Here is a 16,460-nt window from a genome sequence, read left to right as displayed (position 1 = left end):
GACAATTCGGCTGGACCTCTCGTCGTATCCTCACCCCTGGCTCCGGTCGGACACGAAGGACTGTCTGCTCGTGAACCCACACTTTACCGCACAACACCCCGGTGCCGGTGCTCGAGGGTGCTCCCTCGTGATGCCCTCGATCGAGGTTTTTTCGGCCCGTTTCTCGAACCTGTCTGGGCGATTCGTGTACGTCGATCGCGAGTGGATCAGCCAAAACCTATCAGATACTATTTCATCATTTATAATAGACTTGTCTTCGTTGTGAACCATCTGTCATGCGGTCGTCTCGCCCCGACCGGACACTCTCGGAACCGGTATCGTTTTGCGGGTTCGGGTGGATACACCGTCCATGAAACACACGGCGGGACCACTCCTGTCTATCGACGTCGGGTCGCGCGAGTACCACACAGAAGAGATCGACGACGTTCTCGAGAACTACATCGGTGGCCGGGGAGTCGGAACGAAACTCGTCTACGACAGAACGCCGTTCGACGTCGACCCGCTGGGACCGGAGAACCGGGTCGTCTTCGCGACGGGACCGTTCCAGCACGCGACGATGAGTTTCACCGGGCGGATGTCCGCCACCAGCGTCTCGCCGCTGACGAACGGCCTGCTCTCTTCGAACGCTGGGGGCTTTCTCTCGCGGAACTTCACCGCGACCGGCTACGGAGCCGTCGAAATCACCGGCGCGAGCGACGACCTCCTCGTCGTCTCCGTCACCGACGAGGGCGTCGAGTTCCACCCCGTCCCCGAACTCGAGGGCGCAGAGACCTCAGCGACCTGCGCTTATCTCGAGGAGGAGTACGGTCTCGCCGAGGACCACAACGTCTGTATCGGTCCCGGGGGCGAGAATCTCGTGCGCTTCGCCTCGCTGATGACCTCGAGAGAACGTGCCTTCGGCCGTGGTGGTCTCGGCGCGGTCCTGGGTTCGAAGAACGTGAAGGCGATCACCTTCGACGGTGACTCGACGCGGACGGTCGACCTCCCGGCGCTCCAGATGGACGTCCACCGCGAGGCGGCGACCTCCGACCACATCATGCGTCGCCAGGGCACCTCCTCGATGACGGAGTTCGCCAACGAGGTCGAGGCGCTGCCGACGCACTACTTCTCGGAACTGTCGTTCGACGGCGCTGAGGGCATCAGCGGCGACCGTGTCGAGGAGAAGAAGTACCGCAAGGGAACCTGTTCTGCGTGTGCCTTCGCCTGTAAACTCCCGACGAAAGACGAAGAGCGCGACCTCGTGACGGAGGGACCGGAGTACGAGACGGTGATGGCCTTCGGGTCGAACTCGGGTATCGACGACATCGTCGACGTGATGCAGTCGAACAAACTGTGTGACGAACTCGGTCTCGACACCATCTCCTGTGGCGACACCGTCGCCGCCTACCTCGCCGCCGAAGACGAGTTCGGCAACGCCGCGTTGATCCACGAGACCGTCGAGAAGATCGCCCACCGCGAGGGCATCGGCGATACGCTCGCCGAGGGCGTCGCCCGCTGTCACACGGAGCTCGGCGTCGAGAACTGGACGGTCAAGGGCATGGAGTTCCCCGCCCACGACGGCCGCAAACTCAACGGCCAGGGTCTCGCCTTCGCCACCTCGAACCGCGGTGCAGACCACATGTACGCCGAGTTCTACCCGCTCGAGTACCCGCTCGTCGACGAGGACCAGATGCTCGAACCCGCGGGACTCGAGGGCAAACCCCCGAAGGTCGTCGAGAAGGAAAACGAGAACGCGATCAAAGACAGCGCCGTCCTCTGTAAGTTCTCCCGGAACTTCGTCTCGCCCGAGCGTCTCTCGACGCTGCTCGACGCCGCGTTCGAAGACCTCCTCGAGATCGGCGGCCGCGTCGTCGACATGGAGCGGCGCTTCAACAACGAACGCGGCTTCGACCGCGCCGACGACACGCTACCCTACGCCGAGGACCTCCCCGGCTTCGAGGAGGCGCTGACGGCCTACTACGAGGCTCGCGGCTGGAACGACGACGGAACGGTCCCTGAGGCGGCGCTCGAGGGCGGTGCCCCGGCAGACGACTGACCACCGAGACCGACCCCACACCGCGTGTTCTCACCGGCTAGTTTTTCGTCCTCGGCGCGAATGGCCCTGCGTGGAGTACACTACCCTCGGCAACACAGGCATGCAGGTGAGTCGCATCTGTCTGGGCTGTATGACCTTCGGTCTCGACTCGAGCGAGAAGTACGAGTGGACGCTCAGCGAGGCAGAGAGCATCGAGATTCTCGAACACGCCATCGACCTGGGGATCACCTTCTTCGACACCTCGAACTCCTACTCGTGGGGCGACTCAGAGCGCGTCCTCGGCTCCGTCCTCTCGGAGTACGACCGCGACGAGATGGTCGTCGCCACGAAGGTCTACAACGACCCCGCAAAGGACGCTCACCCGAACGCGAGCGGTCTCTCGCGGAAGACGATCGAACAGGAGGTCGAAGCCAGCCTCGAGCGCCTCGGGATGGACACCATCGACCTCTATCAGATCCACCGCTGGGACTACGACACCCCCATCGAGGAGACCGTACGCGCCCTCGACGACCTGGTGCGGCGCAACAAGGTGCGCTACGTCGGTGCCTCCTCCATGTGGGCCCACCAGTTCCAGCGGGCGCTCACCACCGCCGACCGGGCGGGTCTCGAGCGCTTCGCGACGATGCAGAATCACTACAGCCTCGTCTACCGCGAGGAAGAACGCGAGATGCTCCCGCTCTGTGCGAACGAGGGCGTCGGCGTCATGGCCTGGAGTCCGCTCGCGAAGGGCTTTCTCGCTCGCCCTCACCGGGAGACGAGGGCCACGAGCCGCGGCGAGACGGACTCGCTCTTACACGAGCGCCCCTACGACGCCGGGGGGAACATCGAGATCAACGAGCGCGTCGAGGAACTGGCCGACCGACACGGCGTCTCGATGGCCCAGATCGCTATCGCCTGGCTCTTGCACACCGACTGCGTCACCGTCCCCATCGTCGGCACCACCAGCACCGACCACTTAGACGACGCGGTGGAAGCGCTCGAGATCGACCTCTCGAGTGACGACCTCGCCTACCTCGAAGAACCCTACGAGCCGATTCCGATCACCGGCCACGAGTGAGCGGCCGGCCGTCTCGAGGTCGCACGGACCGGTTCGTCGCGTTCGTGATCACCACTTCACCACGCTCACGATCGTGCTCACCACGCCTCGCGTAACACCGCCTCGATCTCGTCGGCGCTCACCTCGAGTTCCGTCGGCCCGCGCGCCATCGGCGGGTCGTCACGGATGAACGCCGCGATTTCCGGGACGTCCCCTCGATCGACGGCCCCGATCTCTCGCAGGCGCGTCGGCAGGTCGAAGGCGTCTCGAACCGCGACCACCTCGGCGACGATGCAGTCGGCCAGTTCGTCGGCAGGGGTGTCCGGGTCGAGACCGAACCCCTGAGCGAGGACGTCCCGGCGGGCGTCGACGCGCTCGAAGACGTAGCGCAGGACGTGCGGGGCGAGCACGGCGTGAATCGTTCCCTGCTGGACGGGGTAGTTGCGAGAGAGGCCGTGGGCGAAGGCGTGGATAACCGAGGTCTGGCGCTCGAGCTGGGCGAGCAACAGCCCGACGACCGCACGCTCCATCCCCGCTCGGTCGCCGTCTGCGACCTTCGGGAGTGCCTCGCGCAGTATCCGCAGGCTGTGGATCGCGTTCGCGTCGGCGAGTGGATTCGCGTCCCGGCCGTAGATCGTCTCGATTCCCTTGTTGAAGCCGTTCATCACCGAGCCAGCGATCGCTCCGCTCGGCGTCGCCTCGAACAGGACGGGGTCGTAGACCGCCGCGATCGGCATCGCCTCGCCGCTGAGAAACAGCGGCTGGCCGGACGGCGAGTCGGCCGCGTCGACGAACTCGATAGAGCCACCGGCTGAGATGTCCGCTCCGGCGAACGTCGTGGGGACGACGATCACCGGCCGCTGTGTCTCGTCCGGGTCCGGTGAGACCTCCTCACCGGCGAGGAGTGCGTCGTCGAAGGTCGCTCGAGCGCGCCCGTCGACGGCGAAGACGCTCACCTGCCGGGCGACGTCCAGACTGCTCCCGCCACCGACACCGATCAGCACGTCGGGTTCGAACTCTTCGACGGCCGCCACGCCGTCGTAGACGGTCTGCGCGACCTTCGCCGGCGTCGTCTCGTCGAAGATACCGACGAGCCGCTCGCCGAGTCCGCGCCGGAGCGGACCGATCACCGCCTCGTTCGCGCCGACGTTCGATCCACAGATCACGAGGGCGCGCTCGAGTCCGTTCCGCTCGAGGTACGCGCCCAGTCGCTCGATGCACCCGCTGCCGTAGACGAGGTCACAGCCGTGATAGTCGGCGGTGAACGCCTCGCTGATCGACTCCATGGGGACCGTTCGCATATCGCGCGGATAACCCTTGTGTCACGCCCCGGACCGCTCGGGTAACCGGAGCGCGACCAGCACCATCACACCGGCCATCGCGGCGAGCACGAAGAACCCCTCGTCGAAGAAGCCGGCGTCGGCGACCGCGCCGAACGCGGCTGGACTCGTCGCGGCGATGAGCGTGTAGACGGTTCGCAGGGTGCCCAGGCTGGTCCCGCGGACCTCCTCGGAGAGGGTCGCGGTCAGATACGAGAGCGCGATCGTCGCGTAGCCGAGGAGGCTGCTCAAGAGAACCGTCGCGCCGACGAGCGGCCAGAACCCCTGGACGAAGGGGACGAGCGCCAGCGCGACGGCGATGACGGCGATGATGGTGACGAGCGAGCGGCGTGCGCCGACCCGGTCGTAGGTGCCTCCGGCGAGCGGTTTGATGGCGATGCCGACGGCGAAGAACAGCCCGAAGAGACCGGCGGCAACCGTCGGTGAGACGCCTTTCATCTCGATGAGGTACGTCGGGTAGAAGCCGGTGACCGCCTGCCAGATACAGCTGCCGATGACCAGTATCGTCGTCGCCAGTACGATCGGCGACCGACGCACCTCGGTGAGCACCAGCCGTCCGCTCTCGAGCGAGACCGTCTCGACGGCCCGGTTCGGATCGGACGTTCGCGCGGGGACGACGACCCAGAGACCGACGGCGATGAGGACGAACAGCGGAATCGTCACGCCGAAGCCGAACTGCCAGCCGAGGCTGACCGCGAACAGTACCGCCAGCGGCGGCAACAGCGAGTTTCCGGCGTCGCCGGCCGCCATCGTCACGCCGGTCGCTGCACCGACCTGCTCCGGGTAGATGTCGGCGAGGGCGGTGAAGCGGGCGATGCCGTAGAGCGCCGTTCCGAAGCCGAACAGCGCCGTGGCGGCGAACAACACCGTCGGTGACCCGGCGAGGACGACGACCGCGAGCGTCAGTGCCGCGATCACTGAACTCAGGACCATGATCCGCCCCTCGCCGAGGCGGTCTGCGAGGATACCACCGGGCAACTGCCCGAGCGCGTAGGCCGTCCACAGCACGGTCAGGAGCAGCCCCGATGTCGTCAGCGTGAGTCCGTACGTCTCGCGTACGTAGGGCAACAGCGCCGGGTAGACCATCCGGACGCCGATCGAGAGGAACCAGCCTGCGGCGATGACGAGGAGGACGCGCCCACGGCCGTCGCTCGAGAGGTCGGCGACACCGCGTTTGAGACGAGCGACTGGCTCGACGCGGCTCAGAGCAGAACGAATATCTCTCCGTCCTCCACGTCCACGTCGTAGGTCGGCACCGAGTAGCGGTCGTCTTTGACGTTGTCGCCAGTCTTCACGTCGAACGTCCAGCTGTGCCAGGGACACTCGATGAGTTCGCCGTCTCGCTCGTACTCCCAGTGCCACTCGTCCTCGTCGCTGGTGCACATCTGGCCCGTCAGGCTCCCCTCACAGAGCGGCCCTGCCTCGTGGACGCAGTAGTTCGCGATGGCTCTGTACTCGCCGTCGATGTTGAAGACGCAGATTTCGACGCCGCCAACTTCCTGAATGATCCGGTCGCCGTGGTCCGGCAGGTCCGCAACCGTCGCGATGAGTGTTCTGTTCGCCATCGTCACTCGAGCCCGAAGACCGACGCCGCCGTTTCGCCCATGATCGCACGGATCGTCTCCTCGTCGAAGTGGGGGGTGAGCTGTCTGAGGATCTCCGGGGCCGAGTCGAACGCTCCGTGGGGAAGGTCGGAGGAGAACATGATCGACTCCGGCCCGAGGAGGTCGAACGCCGACGCCAGGTTCGCCCCGCTCGTGTGCCCGAGCGGCTGGGTTGTGAAGTAGTAGCGGTCTTCGACGTACTCACTCGGGAGCTGCTCGAGCAGCGGCACCTGGTCGGGGTGTTCCATGTAGGTGTCGTCGAGGCGCCAGAGCGTGTACGGCACCCAGGCGATGCCGGCTTCCTGGAAGACGATCTGCAGGTCGGGGAAGCGTTCGGGAAGCCCGCGGGTCAACGAGGTGGTCAGATCCCACATACAGCGCCAGGGCTGGGAGACGACGCGCGACTCGGCGTAGGTGTGTGAGTCGCGGTAGGTCGCCGGATAGTCGAAGCCGAGGCTCGTCGTTGGGTGGAGCAAGATCGGCAGGTCGTTGTCGACGGCCGCCTGGTAGATCGGATCGAACTCCTTCGAGCCGAACGGCGGTCTCAGCCCGCCGTTGGGCATCGCGACGGCGACGATGTCCTCTTCGCTGCCCATCTCGTCGATCTCTTCGGCTCCCTTCTCGGGTTCGAACTGCGAGACGAGTGCGGCGGCTTTGATCCCCTCGTGGGCGTCGAGGATCTCGTGTCGGAGGAACTTGTTGTAGGCGTTCGCGTAGGCGAGTGCGGCCTGTGGGTAGTTCACCGTGTTGATGTGGAGCATCGTCGTCCCGGTGACGACGCCGACGTCGATGCCGAAGTCGTTCATCTCCTCGAGTTTCGTGTCGACGTGCGCCGACTCGTCGTCGTCTTTGAGTTTGTCGTAGACCGAGGAGGTCAGGTCGCGTGCGTCCGTGTCGTAGATGCCGACGGTGTTCGGTCCCGAGTAGATCTGTGTGCGGATCTGGACCGAGGGATCCGACGCCCCCTCGATGTAGCGTTTCATCCCCGGATACTCGTCCATGTACGGTAGCAGGTCCTCGTCCTTCTCGAGCAGGTGCGCGTCGGCGTCGACGACGAGCATCGAGTCTACCGAAAGCTCTCCTCCCGACTGCGTTGGTGCCATGGCCCACCGTATGGCACAGGGAGACATAAACATTAACATCATCTTCCGTGTGGATGACGGGTGAGTTGCGGGCGTTCGCGGCGCTCCGAGACGGTCAGGACCGGTCTCCGCTCGAGGCGGCCGCGGCCGCGTTCAGCCCGGCGATGCGGCCGAAAGCGATGCACTCGGCGAGGTTCCCGCCGCCCTGGTAGACGAACTTGAACGCCGAAGAGATCTCGCCCGCGGAGTAGAGGTTCGTGATCGCCTCACCGTCGGCGTCGAGGACCTCCCGCTCGGCGTTCGCCATCAGTCCCCCTTTCGTGTTCGGCCCGCCCGGATAGAGCGGGACGGCGTAGAACGGCGGCGTCCGCAGCGGTGCCATGTTCTCGGGTGCGTTGCCGAATGCCTCGTCGACGCCCGCCTCACAGTAGCCGTTGTACGTGGCGACGGTCGTCGCGAGCGTCTCCGGGTCCATCGCTTCGCGGTTGTCCGGGTGGGCGGCGATTTGCTCGGCGAGCGCCTCGACCGTCGGGGCCTCGAGTATCCACCCCTTCTCGATGGCCGTCTCGTTGCGCTCGCCCCACTCGATGCCGTGGTAGCCGAGTTCGCGCGTGCCGACGACCGAGCGCTGACTTCGGAGCGTCTCGTCGAAGATCAGCCAGGAGGGGATGCGCGGGTAGACGAGCGCCTCGATGTCGAAGACGACGCCCTTCTTGTAGAAGAAGTACCTGCTCGGATCCTTCGTGATCGTCCGTTCAGAGGCGTAGCGCCGCCCCGCGTTGTCGACGACGATGGCGTTCGGCCGGCCGACGACAGGCGTCCGCAGCCCCATCTTCAGCCCGTGTTTGCGGACCGGAATCGCGGTGATCATCCGGGAGGCGCTCTTGCCCACCTTCGAGAGCGACGCACCGATTTCCATCGACATGACGATGCCGTCGCCGGTGTTCGCCGGGTTGCTGTAGAACGCCCAGCCCTCGACGCCCGCCCCCTCGAGGAAGTTCAGCCGGAGGTCGCGGTTGTACTCGAAGCCGCCGGTGGTCAACACCGTCGCACCCGCGCCGTAGTAGACCGTCTCGCCGTCGTGCGCGACGGCGACCCCGCGAACCGCACCGGTCTCGTCGACGACGAACTCCTCCGCAGGTGCCCCCCAGTGGACGTCGATGCCGCGCTCGTCGACGCCGTGACGCAGACACGCGTAGAACGCCTCGCCGGCCTCTTTCTCCGCCTTCGGCGCGTCCTTCTGACACACCTCCTTGTTCTCGGCACCGCCGGAGTAGGTACTGCGCACGACGCGGTAGGCACACGCGTCCGCGCCCGGAAAGTCCGGAAACGCCGCGGTTCCCTCGAGTACCGTCTCGTAGTCGGGGTCGAGCGACCGCATCCAGGCTTCGTTCTCCGGCGCGTAGGTCGCCCACGCCTCGGCGAGGTCTTCTGCGAGGTCTTCCGGGAGTTCGCCTTCGAGTTTCCACGGGAGGTTGTGCCCGCTGAACATCGCCGTCGCGTACGCCACGAGCGCCTCCCGGTCGCCGTCCGGGTCGGGGCTGTGATAGCCGCCACCGGAGATGCGCGTGTTCGAGTAGTAGGTGTCTTCGTGTTGTTTCTCGATCACCAGCACGTCGGCGCCCGCGTCGACGGCTTCGATCGCTGCACAGCCACCCGCCCCGCCGAAGCCGACGACCAGCACGTCGGTCTCGTAGTCCCACGGGTCGCACTCGAGAGATTCGTACCTGACCATGGGCCGTAGATAGCACCCTCATTATTTGGCTCTATTGGGTTCTCACGGTGGGGCGACGTATCCCTCGCGTACGCGAGCGCATTCACGTCCGCTGTCGATCCTCGGAGGCAACTATAACTGGGTCGGCCACCGAGACGGTGGCACACGCATGGACCGATCCGACCACTTCGAGCGAGCGCTCGCGAACCGACTCGCTCGACTCGAGTACGACGAGCTACCGGAAGCCGCAGTCAGGGCGGCCGAGCGGTCGATCACCGACACGGTTGGCGTCGCCGTCGCCGGCCTCGAGACCGAGGTTGGTGAGCGCGCCAGAACGTTCGTCGGTGTCGAGGACGACAGTGTGCGGGGGTTCGACGGCCTGGCTCCCGGGACCTACGACTCCCCGTTCGACGCTGCACTCGCCATCGGCGCGGCGATACACGCCCTCGACTACGACGATACGACCCACGCCATCCGCGGCCACCCGAGCGCGACGCTCGTGCCAGCGCTCTGTGCGCTCTCGGATACGCCCGGCGTCGACGGCGAGGACGTGCTCACCGCCTACGTCGCGGGCTTCGAGGCGGCCGCAGCCATCGCCAGACCGATCGTCACCGACCACTACAAACGCGGCTGGCACGCGACGGCGACGTTCGGCGTCTTCGGGTCGGCCGTCGCCGCGGCCGTACTGCGTGGGGCTACCGCGGACGAACTCGAGACGACGCTGACCGTCGCTGCCTCGACTGCCGCCGGCGTGAAGGAGAACTTCGGCTCGATGATGAAGCCGATACAGGTCGGTCTCGCCGCCCGCTCGGGGCTGACCGCCGCCGAACTCGCACTCGTCGGCGTCACCGCAGACTCGACGGCTATCAGCGGCGAGCAGGGCTTCTGGGCGCTCTACGGCGGCGAGGTCGAGCACGACCCGGCCGTCGACCGCTGGCACCTCGTCGAGGACCGCATCTACCTCAAGAAGTACCCCTGCTGTCGGGCCACCCAGACCAGCCTCGACGCGACGCTCGCGCTCGTCGACGAGTACGACCTCGAGCCAGACGACGTCCGCTCGGTCGACGTCTTCGGCTCGAAGAACGCCGCCCAGATTCTCAAACACCCGAACCCGCAGACCGGACTCGAGGCGAAGTTCTCGCTTCCCTACACGGTCGCCCACGCGCTGGCCGACGGCGACGTCGGTCTCTCGGCGTTCGACGACGAGCGGGTTGGCGATCCGGCGCTCGAGACCCTCCGCGAGCGCGTCACCTTCCACGTCGACCCCGACCTGCCGTACAACTCCCAGGATGCGACCGTCCGCATCCGTACCGACGACGGCGAATTCGAACGAACCGTCACCGACTCCTACGGACGCTCCGGCGGGGGTCACGACCTCGCCGTCGACGACGACCGGTTGCGTGCGAAGTTCCTCGAGTGTACACGCTCTGTCGTCGACGAGGCGGCGGCGCTCGCGGTGTTCGACCGTCTCGAGGATCTCAGAACGGTTGACTCGTTCGGGTTCGTCGTCGACCGTCGTTCGATGCGGTGAGCCGTTCACGCTACCACATCACCTATATACCTGCGGGCATATCCCCTCCTATAATGCGAGTCGAGTACAACCGCATGGCCTGTGCTGCGTGGTTTCAGTGCATCCAGAAGTGGGACGAATTCGATATGAACATGGGCGCCGGAAAGGCCGACCTGAACGGGGCCGAAGAGACCGACGACGGCATCTTCGAGCGTGAGGTTCCCGAAGACGCCGAACAGAAGGCCATCGACGCGGCGCACTCCTGTCCCATCGACGCGATCATCGTCTACGACGACGACGGCACCCAGGTCGCCCCCGAACCCTGACCTGCCATGGACACAGACGCTCCGATTCGACCCGACGAGATTCCCGACCGTCTCCAGGCCGCCGGCGTCGCCGGTGCTGGCGGTGCTGGCTTCCCCTCGTACGTCAAGTGGCAGGCGCTCGCGAACGTCGACTCACTGCTGGTCAACCACCAGGAGAGCGAGCCGAACTACTACGCCGATAAGTGGCTCGGCCGCGAGCACGCCGCCGACCTCGTCGCGTTCTTCGAGACGCTCCTCGAGGACACCCTCGAGCGCGTCGTCGTCGGCACCAAAGTGGGCTACCGCGAGGAGTGGCTGGGACCGCTCGAGGAGGCGGCGGGCGAGGCGGTGTACACGCCCGAGGACTTGCCAGCCGACTTCGCCGAACAGACGGGTCTCGCGCTCGTCTACACCCCCAACGTCTACACCTACAGCGAGGAGTCGGTGTTGTTGATGGTGACCGCGGGCGTCCAGCTCGGTGACGGTCTCCCGACCGATCACGGCTGGCTCGTCCACAACACCGAGAGCATTTTCAACGTCGCCCGTGCCCTCCGCGACGGGACGCCCGTGACCCGAAAACTCGTCCAGGTCGACGGCAACACGCCACGTCACCGCTGTCTCGACGTGCCGATCGGTACGCCGGCGAGCGACCTGCTCGAGGCGGCTGGAGTCGACGACGGTGCGATCGCCGAGAACGAGATTCTCGCCGACGGCGGACCGGGCTGGTGTTACGAGATCGAGGCGGAACCGGATGCCTTCGGCGTCAGAAAGCGCACCAACGCGGTGCTCGTTCTCGACGAGGACCTCGCGCGCGACAATCTGCAGGACGATGGCCAGATCGACGTCCTGACCGCCCACGAGTGGGACCGCGACCACGAGACCGAACCCACTCGTCTCGAACCGGACCGGGTTCGGATTCCGCTCATCACGAACGCCGCCTACACCGGCTTCGTCGAACCGAGCGTCCCGTGTGTCGACCCTGGCGATACGGTGTCGGCTGGCGACGTCGTCGCTACCCCGGCTCCCGATTCGATCAGCAACACCCAGCACGCCTCGATCGACGGCACTGTGAGCGAGGTCTCCGAGACGCACGTCACGCTCGAGCGCTCCTGAGCGCCCGAACGGCCGTTTCGGGACCGTGGGTGAGCGAGCTCGACCGTCGTTCCCGGCGGCTGTCACTCGATAGGTACGATACCTGACCGATTCTCCAGGCGACGAGATACCTCCTTCTGGCGACGTAATCGGTACTCGTCTAGCATCGAACAAGTCGTGTCAGATACAATCACTATCGGATATCAACAGTTATGGTGCACCCCGAGTAAGGGGGGTGCATGGATCGTATAGGATTCCTTGGACTCGGTACTATGGGTAGCCGCATGGCTCGAAACATCGTCGCGGACGGACACGACCTCACCGTGTTCGACCTCCGTCAGGAGGCCATCGACGAACTCGTCGCAGAGGGGGCGAAGCCCGCTGCGGACGTTTCAGCGCTCGCAGACGCGTCGGACGTCGTCATGATGTGTCTCCCCGGTCCCGACCACGTTCTCGCCGTCGTCGACGAGCTCGAGCCACATCTCGAGGAGGGAACCATCCTGGTCGACCTCACGACGTCGACGCCGGAGACGACGAACGCGGTTGCCGAGGAACTCACCGAGCGGTCGGTCGACGTCCTCGGCGCGCCGATCAGCGGCGGCCGTGCGGGTGCCGAAGACGGGACGCTCGCCGTCATGGTCGGCGGGGAGCGTGCGGCGTTCGAGACCTGCGAGCCGCTGTTCGAATCTATCGCCGCGAACGTCTTCCACGTCGGCGACGAACCGGGTCACGGCCACGGGATGAAACTGGTGAACAACTACCTCTCGTTCGTCGCGATGATCTGTACCTCCGAGGCGACGATGATCGGCCAGCAGGTCGGTCTCGAACTCGAGACGATGCTCGATGTCTTCAACACGAGCAGCGGCCGAAACACGGCGACCTCGTTCAAATTCCCCGAGTACGTCGTCACCGGCCGCTACGACATGGAGTACGAGATGAGCCTCGTCGAGAAGGACATGGGACTGCTGATGTCCGTCGCCGAGGGGACCGAGACGCCGTTCACCGTCGGCGGGACGATTCGACAAGTGATCGCCCAGATCAGAGGCGACATCGGTCCCGACGGCGACTACACCGAGATGTACGAACACTTCAAGCGGACGATGGGCGACGCCGAACGCCGCCAGTAATCGCGAGACGCCACTCGAGACGCACGCTCCTCAGCTATCGATATCTCTCACACAGCGTGCGCGCTGTGTGAGGCACCCACGGACGCTCATCCACTCGTACAGGTCGCAACTACCCCAGTGGTTTCACTGCCGTCGCTACTGGGTACGAAGTGTCGGCCGGTGATTTCGGTGCGGCTGCCGGCACCCCTATATAAGGTTCGAGCTTGCAGAACGAACCGTAACGTTCACGTTCCCGGGGCAGTCGCTCGAGATGGCGTGTGCTGTTGTCACACGGTTTGTTTCGTCTCTCTTCCAGTGAAGTGGTGCGTTATCCCGACCCGCCCCGTCCCAACCGGTTCCGCACAGCGAAACGACGTACGTCTCTCGTCGGAAGACATTACAATCATACGATTGTAACACGGAACTGGCTGGTGGGCCATCGCCTGGTCTGACGAATTTATTCATTACAACCGTAGGATTGTAAGTACCCTCCGTCGACTGGGCTGCTAGCCACTCCCGGTATCGATATCTCCCGACGACCGAACCTGAACGGGTGTTCGATCGCACGATCGGTTACGCCCGCCCGCTTTTCCGGTGCATTACAATCCTATGGTTGTCATCGAACTCGTCTCGAGCGAGTACGATCCACACGGTGATGCTCGCTCGAGCGGCCCGTCGTCGCGACGGCGATTACGAGTACTTGATGTTGAGTTCGAGTTCGTTCGCCGTGCCGAGTAAGAGGTCGGGAATCTCTCGCTCGACGTACTGGCCCTTGAAGCGATGCGTCGGGCCGGAGACGCTCAGACTCCCGATGACCTGGTCGTTGTTTCCGAGGACGGGCACGCCGACGGCCCGCAGGCTGTCGATGTTCTCCTGGTTGTTCAGCGCGTAGCCTCGCTCTCTGATCTCCTCGAGTTCGGCGAAGAGGGCGTCAGGATCGGTGATCGTGTGTTCGGTCAGTGCGACCAGTCCGTGCTGGTCGATGATCTCTCGCACCTCCTCTGTGGGGAGGTGTGCGAGAATCGCTTTGCCCGCGGCGGAGGCGTGAATCGGCACCCGTTTGCCGATTCCCGGATCGGTCTGGACGGCGTTTCGTCCGGTCTCGCGGTAGACGAACACGGACTGGCCGTGTTCTTCGACGAGAAACTGGGCGCGCTCTTCGGTCTTCGCGGCGAGCTCTTTGACCTTCTCCTCGGCCATCGCGTAGGCCGCCTTTCTCGTCTTGGCGTACTCGCCGAACTCGAGGAACCTGAAGCCGACGTCGTAGATATCGCCCTCTTTCACGACGCAGCCGATCTCGACGAGGGTGACCAGGTGGCGGTGGACGGTGCTCTTCGCGATGCCGAGTGCGTCTGCGACCTCCGTCACGCGAGCACCGTCGACGTCCTTGAGGTATTCCACGATGTGGAACGACGTTTCGACCGATTTCACCGTGTTTTCGCTGTCGATGGTCGGTTGTGCCATTGGCTACCAGTTCTCGCGAGGGAATATAATGTTTCTCATTGTCGAACAGCCTGCGTCGGCCACCCGTGCCCGGAGCTACTCGAGTACTCGGCAGGTGCTGGTTGGCTGTCCGGTAGTGGCGTCGACTCGGCGGAGTGCTCCAGCGCGCTCGCTCTCACACTCGTATCAGCAGAACAATCGTCGGTCCGAACGGACGGCCGATGTGGCGGTGTGTCCGCTCAGTCGACGGTCGGCACGTCCGCGTCGGCCATCCACGCCTCGATGGCGTCGCGACCCGCAGCGTCGACGGCGTCGTACGGGACCCGGGGATCACCGACGGGAACGCCAGCGATCTGTGCCGCTGCTTTACACACTGCTGTGAGTCCGTTCTGTGCGGCCTCGGGTGGGAAGTCACCGAAGAGCCGCTGGAGCTGCTGGGCGCGCTCGAGGTCGCCTTCCTGAACCGCCTCGTAGATGCCCATTGCGGGTGTCGAGAGCGGTGCGGGGGTGACGACGCCGGTGTCGACCGCCTGGAGCGTCGGCAGGAGGACGTCCATCGTCGTGAAGACCTCCGCGTGGCCCTCGTGGTGGATGCGTTCGAAGAGCCAGGCGATCTTCTGCCAGTCGCGCAGGCTCTCCTTGACGTACTCGACGGTCTCGACCTCCTCGGCGACGCGGGCCATCGTCTCCTTCGACATGTCGATGGTGACGCCGGGGTTGTTGTAGACGAGCATCGGCAGGTCGGTCGCCTCAGCGATTCCCTGGAAGTAGCGAACGATGGCGTCCTCGCTCGGGGCGACGCCCCACGGCGGCATCGCGAGTACGCCGTCGGCACCGGCCGCTTCGGCGTGTGCGGCGAGGTCGTCGGTAACAGGCTGTGCCGGATACGAGACGCCGGCGAGTACCGGCCGTGCGCCGTCGACGGCGTCGATGGTTTCGGTGATGACGGTCTTTCGCTCCTCGACGGTGAGCGCTGCGGTCTCCTGGACGCCGGTGCCTGCCGCCACGATGGCGTGACAGCCACACTCGAGTGCGTAGTCGACGCTGGCTTCGATGTGCTCGGCGACGAGGTTCCCCTCCTCGTCGAACGGTGTCAGTACTGGTGAAACGATCCCCGTGATCTCTCCGGACATGATCGAACGTAGCTATCCAGCGGGGGACCGTAAATCTACCCATTACTCGAGCGGCCGTCACGCGCTCTGTCCGTCTCCCGCTAGCTTTCACAGTCGCCGCTCTGCCCTTCAGCGTCGGGCGTTCGCCTTCCACAAACGTTTTGGTCGCTCCCGCGCCTCTCTTAGCTGATGTTCGAACTAGACGGTAAAACCGCCTGGGTGACGGGCTCGACCCAGAACCTCGGCCGCGAGATGATCGAAGACTTCGCAGAACTCGGCGCAGACGTCGTCATCAGCAACCGACGCGACCGCTCGGTGCTCGATCAGGCGGTCGACGAGGTCGAAGCCGAGTACGGCGTCGACGCCTACGGCGTCCAACTCGACGTCAGCGACGAGGACTCCGTCATCGACGCGGTCAACGAGATCAACCGGGAGTTCTCCGCACCGGACATCCTCGTGAACAACGTCGGTATCCGCCCGCACGAGGACTACGACGAGATCACCCTCGAGGACTGGAACCGGGTCATCGCGACCAACCTGACGGGTGGCTACCTCTGTTCGAAGTACGTCCTCCCCGAGATGATCGACAACGAGTGGGGGCGGCTCATGTTCATCTCCGGCGTCGACGCCTACTTCGGGACGACCGGGCGCATCCACTGTGTCTCGACGAAAGCGGGCCTGTTCGGCCTGACGCGGGCGTTCGCGAGCAAGGTCGGCCAACACAACATCACCTCGAACTGTCTCGTCCCCGGCGTCTTCGACACCGACCGCAACCTCGAGAACTACCCCGGACTCGAGGACCGCTACAAGGTCTGGCGCGGGCGCGCCCCGCTCGGCCGCCTCGGCCAGCCAGAGGAGTTCTCGCCCGCGGCTGCCTTCCTCGCCACGGACGAAGCTAGCTTTATCACCGGACAGGTCATCCACGTCAACGGTGGCCTGTTCCCGACCGTCCAGGGTCCGAGCCACTTCGACCTGGACTCGGAGGCGTTCTAGCCGACAGAGGCACCCCAGAACGACACCCCCACGCCTCCTCGAGAGCAGCCACCATCTCTTTCCGATCGTTCGTTCCCCCAATTCTCGT

General features: G+C 65.1%; 14 protein-coding genes. 7 read left to right on the top strand and 7 right to left on the bottom strand.

Annotation, left to right across the window (positions count from 1 at the left end):
* Nucleotides 1-349 precede the first annotated feature (349 nt).
* Nucleotides 350-2,035 carry an aldehyde ferredoxin oxidoreductase family protein gene (locus N0B15_RS10555; protein ID WP_263019668.1) on the top strand — a complete coding sequence of 562 codons (1,686 nt, stop codon included), beginning with the start codon at nucleotides 350-352 and terminating at the stop codon, nucleotides 2,033-2,035.
* A gap of 70 nt (nucleotides 2,036-2,105) precedes the next feature.
* Nucleotides 2,106-3,092: an aldo/keto reductase gene (locus N0B15_RS10550; RefSeq protein ID WP_263019667.1), complete on the top strand. Its 987-nt coding sequence runs from the start codon at nucleotides 2,106-2,108 to the stop codon at nucleotides 3,090-3,092.
* 77 nt (nucleotides 3,093-3,169) lie between these two features.
* Here the strand turns inward: N0B15_RS10550 and N0B15_RS10545 are convergent, their stop codons facing one another.
* The 5 genes from N0B15_RS10545 to N0B15_RS10525 form a co-directional block, all read right to left on the bottom strand.
* On the bottom strand, nucleotides 3,170-4,357 hold the full coding sequence (locus N0B15_RS10545; protein ID WP_263019666.1) for an iron-containing alcohol dehydrogenase family protein: 1,188 nt from the start codon (nucleotides 4,355-4,357) through the stop codon (nucleotides 3,170-3,172).
* A 36-nt stretch (nucleotides 4,358-4,393) separates the two neighbouring features.
* Entirely contained in the window at nucleotides 4,394-5,617 is a 1,224-nt protein-coding gene (locus tag N0B15_RS10540) for an MFS transporter (RefSeq protein ID WP_263019728.1), read from the bottom strand.
* Nucleotides 5,614-5,976 carry a Rieske (2Fe-2S) protein gene (locus N0B15_RS10535; protein WP_263019665.1) on the bottom strand — a complete coding sequence of 121 codons (363 nt, stop codon included), beginning with the start codon at nucleotides 5,974-5,976 and terminating at the stop codon, nucleotides 5,614-5,616. The genes N0B15_RS10540 and N0B15_RS10535 overlap by 4 nt, the downstream gene beginning before the upstream one ends.
* Nucleotides 5,977-5,978: 2 nt before the next feature.
* A complete protein-coding gene (locus N0B15_RS10530) occupies nucleotides 5,979-7,118 on the bottom strand; it encodes an amidohydrolase family protein (protein ID WP_263019664.1) in 1,140 nt (379 codons plus the stop codon).
* A 94-nt stretch (nucleotides 7,119-7,212) separates the two neighbouring features.
* Nucleotides 7,213-8,832: an FAD-dependent oxidoreductase gene (locus N0B15_RS10525; protein WP_263019663.1), complete on the bottom strand. Its 1,620-nt coding sequence runs from the start codon at nucleotides 8,830-8,832 to the stop codon at nucleotides 7,213-7,215.
* A gap of 148 nt (nucleotides 8,833-8,980) precedes the next feature.
* Between N0B15_RS10525 and N0B15_RS10520 the strand changes: the two genes are divergently transcribed.
* From N0B15_RS10520 to N0B15_RS10505, 4 genes are all read left to right on the top strand, one after another.
* Nucleotides 8,981-10,342: an MmgE/PrpD family protein gene (locus tag N0B15_RS10520; protein ID WP_263019662.1), complete on the top strand. Its 1,362-nt coding sequence runs from the start codon at nucleotides 8,981-8,983 to the stop codon at nucleotides 10,340-10,342.
* Between the two features lie 53 nt (nucleotides 10,343-10,395).
* On the top strand, nucleotides 10,396-10,647 hold the full coding sequence (locus N0B15_RS10515) for a ferredoxin (protein WP_263019661.1): 252 nt from the start codon (nucleotides 10,396-10,398) through the stop codon (nucleotides 10,645-10,647).
* 6 nt (nucleotides 10,648-10,653) lie between these two features.
* Nucleotides 10,654-11,739 (top strand): NADH dehydrogenase subunit, encoded by a 1,086-nt coding sequence (locus N0B15_RS10510; protein ID WP_263019660.1) that lies wholly within the window; start codon nucleotides 10,654-10,656, stop codon nucleotides 11,737-11,739.
* 218 nt (nucleotides 11,740-11,957) lie between these two features.
* The gene (locus N0B15_RS10505) at nucleotides 11,958-12,845 is read left to right on the top strand and encodes an NAD(P)-dependent oxidoreductase (protein ID WP_263019659.1); all 888 of its coding nucleotides are present in this window, start codon (nucleotides 11,958-11,960) and stop codon (nucleotides 12,843-12,845) included.
* 669 nt (nucleotides 12,846-13,514) lie between these two features.
* On the opposite strand, the gene N0B15_RS10500 is transcribed toward N0B15_RS10505, so the two are convergent.
* Nucleotides 13,515-14,288 carry an IclR family transcriptional regulator gene (locus N0B15_RS10500; RefSeq protein WP_263019658.1) on the bottom strand — a complete coding sequence of 258 codons (774 nt, stop codon included), beginning with the start codon at nucleotides 14,286-14,288 and terminating at the stop codon, nucleotides 13,515-13,517.
* A 218-nt stretch (nucleotides 14,289-14,506) separates the two neighbouring features.
* Complete coding sequence (locus tag N0B15_RS10495; protein WP_263019657.1) at nucleotides 14,507-15,400, bottom strand: dihydrodipicolinate synthase family protein; 894 nt, start codon at nucleotides 15,398-15,400, stop codon at nucleotides 14,507-14,509.
* Nucleotides 15,401-15,568: 168 nt separating this feature from the next.
* On the opposite strand from N0B15_RS10495, the gene N0B15_RS10490 reads away from it, so the two are divergent.
* On the top strand, nucleotides 15,569-16,372 hold the full coding sequence (locus N0B15_RS10490; protein WP_263019656.1) for an SDR family NAD(P)-dependent oxidoreductase: 804 nt from the start codon (nucleotides 15,569-15,571) through the stop codon (nucleotides 16,370-16,372).
* Nucleotides 16,373-16,460 lie beyond the last annotated feature (88 nt).

It is taken from the genome of Natronobiforma cellulositropha, from assembly GCF_025629245.1.
Taxonomy (GTDB): Archaea; Halobacteriota; Halobacteria; order Halobacteriales; family Natrialbaceae; genus Natronobiforma; species Natronobiforma cellulositropha.
The sequence above is the reverse complement of the archived record's forward strand: the minus strand, read 5'-3'. Positions and strand labels throughout refer to the sequence as shown.

Coding starts and splice junctions, on each gene's coding strand:
- N0B15_RS10555 (WP_263019668.1), top strand. CDS start 350: ATGAAACACACGGCGGGACCACTCCTGTCTATCGACGTCGGGTCGCGC.
- N0B15_RS10545 (WP_263019666.1), bottom strand. CDS start 4,357: ATGGAGTCGATCAGCGAGGCGTTCACCGCCGACTATCACGGCTGTGAC.
- N0B15_RS10535 (WP_263019665.1), bottom strand. CDS start 5,976: ATGGCGAACAGAACACTCATCGCGACGGTTGCGGACCTGCCGGACCAC.
- N0B15_RS10530 (WP_263019664.1), bottom strand. CDS start 7,118: ATGGCACCAACGCAGTCGGGAGGAGAGCTTTCGGTAGACTCGATGCTC.
- N0B15_RS10525 (WP_263019663.1), bottom strand. CDS start 8,832: ATGGTCAGGTACGAATCTCTCGAGTGCGACCCGTGGGACTACGAGACC.
- N0B15_RS10520 (WP_263019662.1), top strand. CDS start 8,981: ATGGACCGATCCGACCACTTCGAGCGAGCGCTCGCGAACCGACTCGCT.
- N0B15_RS10515 (WP_263019661.1), top strand. CDS start 10,396: ATGCGAGTCGAGTACAACCGCATGGCCTGTGCTGCGTGGTTTCAGTGC.
- N0B15_RS10510 (WP_263019660.1), top strand. CDS start 10,654: ATGGACACAGACGCTCCGATTCGACCCGACGAGATTCCCGACCGTCTC.
- N0B15_RS10505 (WP_263019659.1), top strand. CDS start 11,958: ATGGATCGTATAGGATTCCTTGGACTCGGTACTATGGGTAGCCGCATG.
- N0B15_RS10500 (WP_263019658.1), bottom strand. CDS start 14,288: ATGGCACAACCGACCATCGACAGCGAAAACACGGTGAAATCGGTCGAA.
- N0B15_RS10495 (WP_263019657.1), bottom strand. CDS start 15,400: ATGTCCGGAGAGATCACGGGGATCGTTTCACCAGTACTGACACCGTTC.
- N0B15_RS10490 (WP_263019656.1), top strand. CDS start 15,569: ATGTTCGAACTAGACGGTAAAACCGCCTGGGTGACGGGCTCGACCCAG.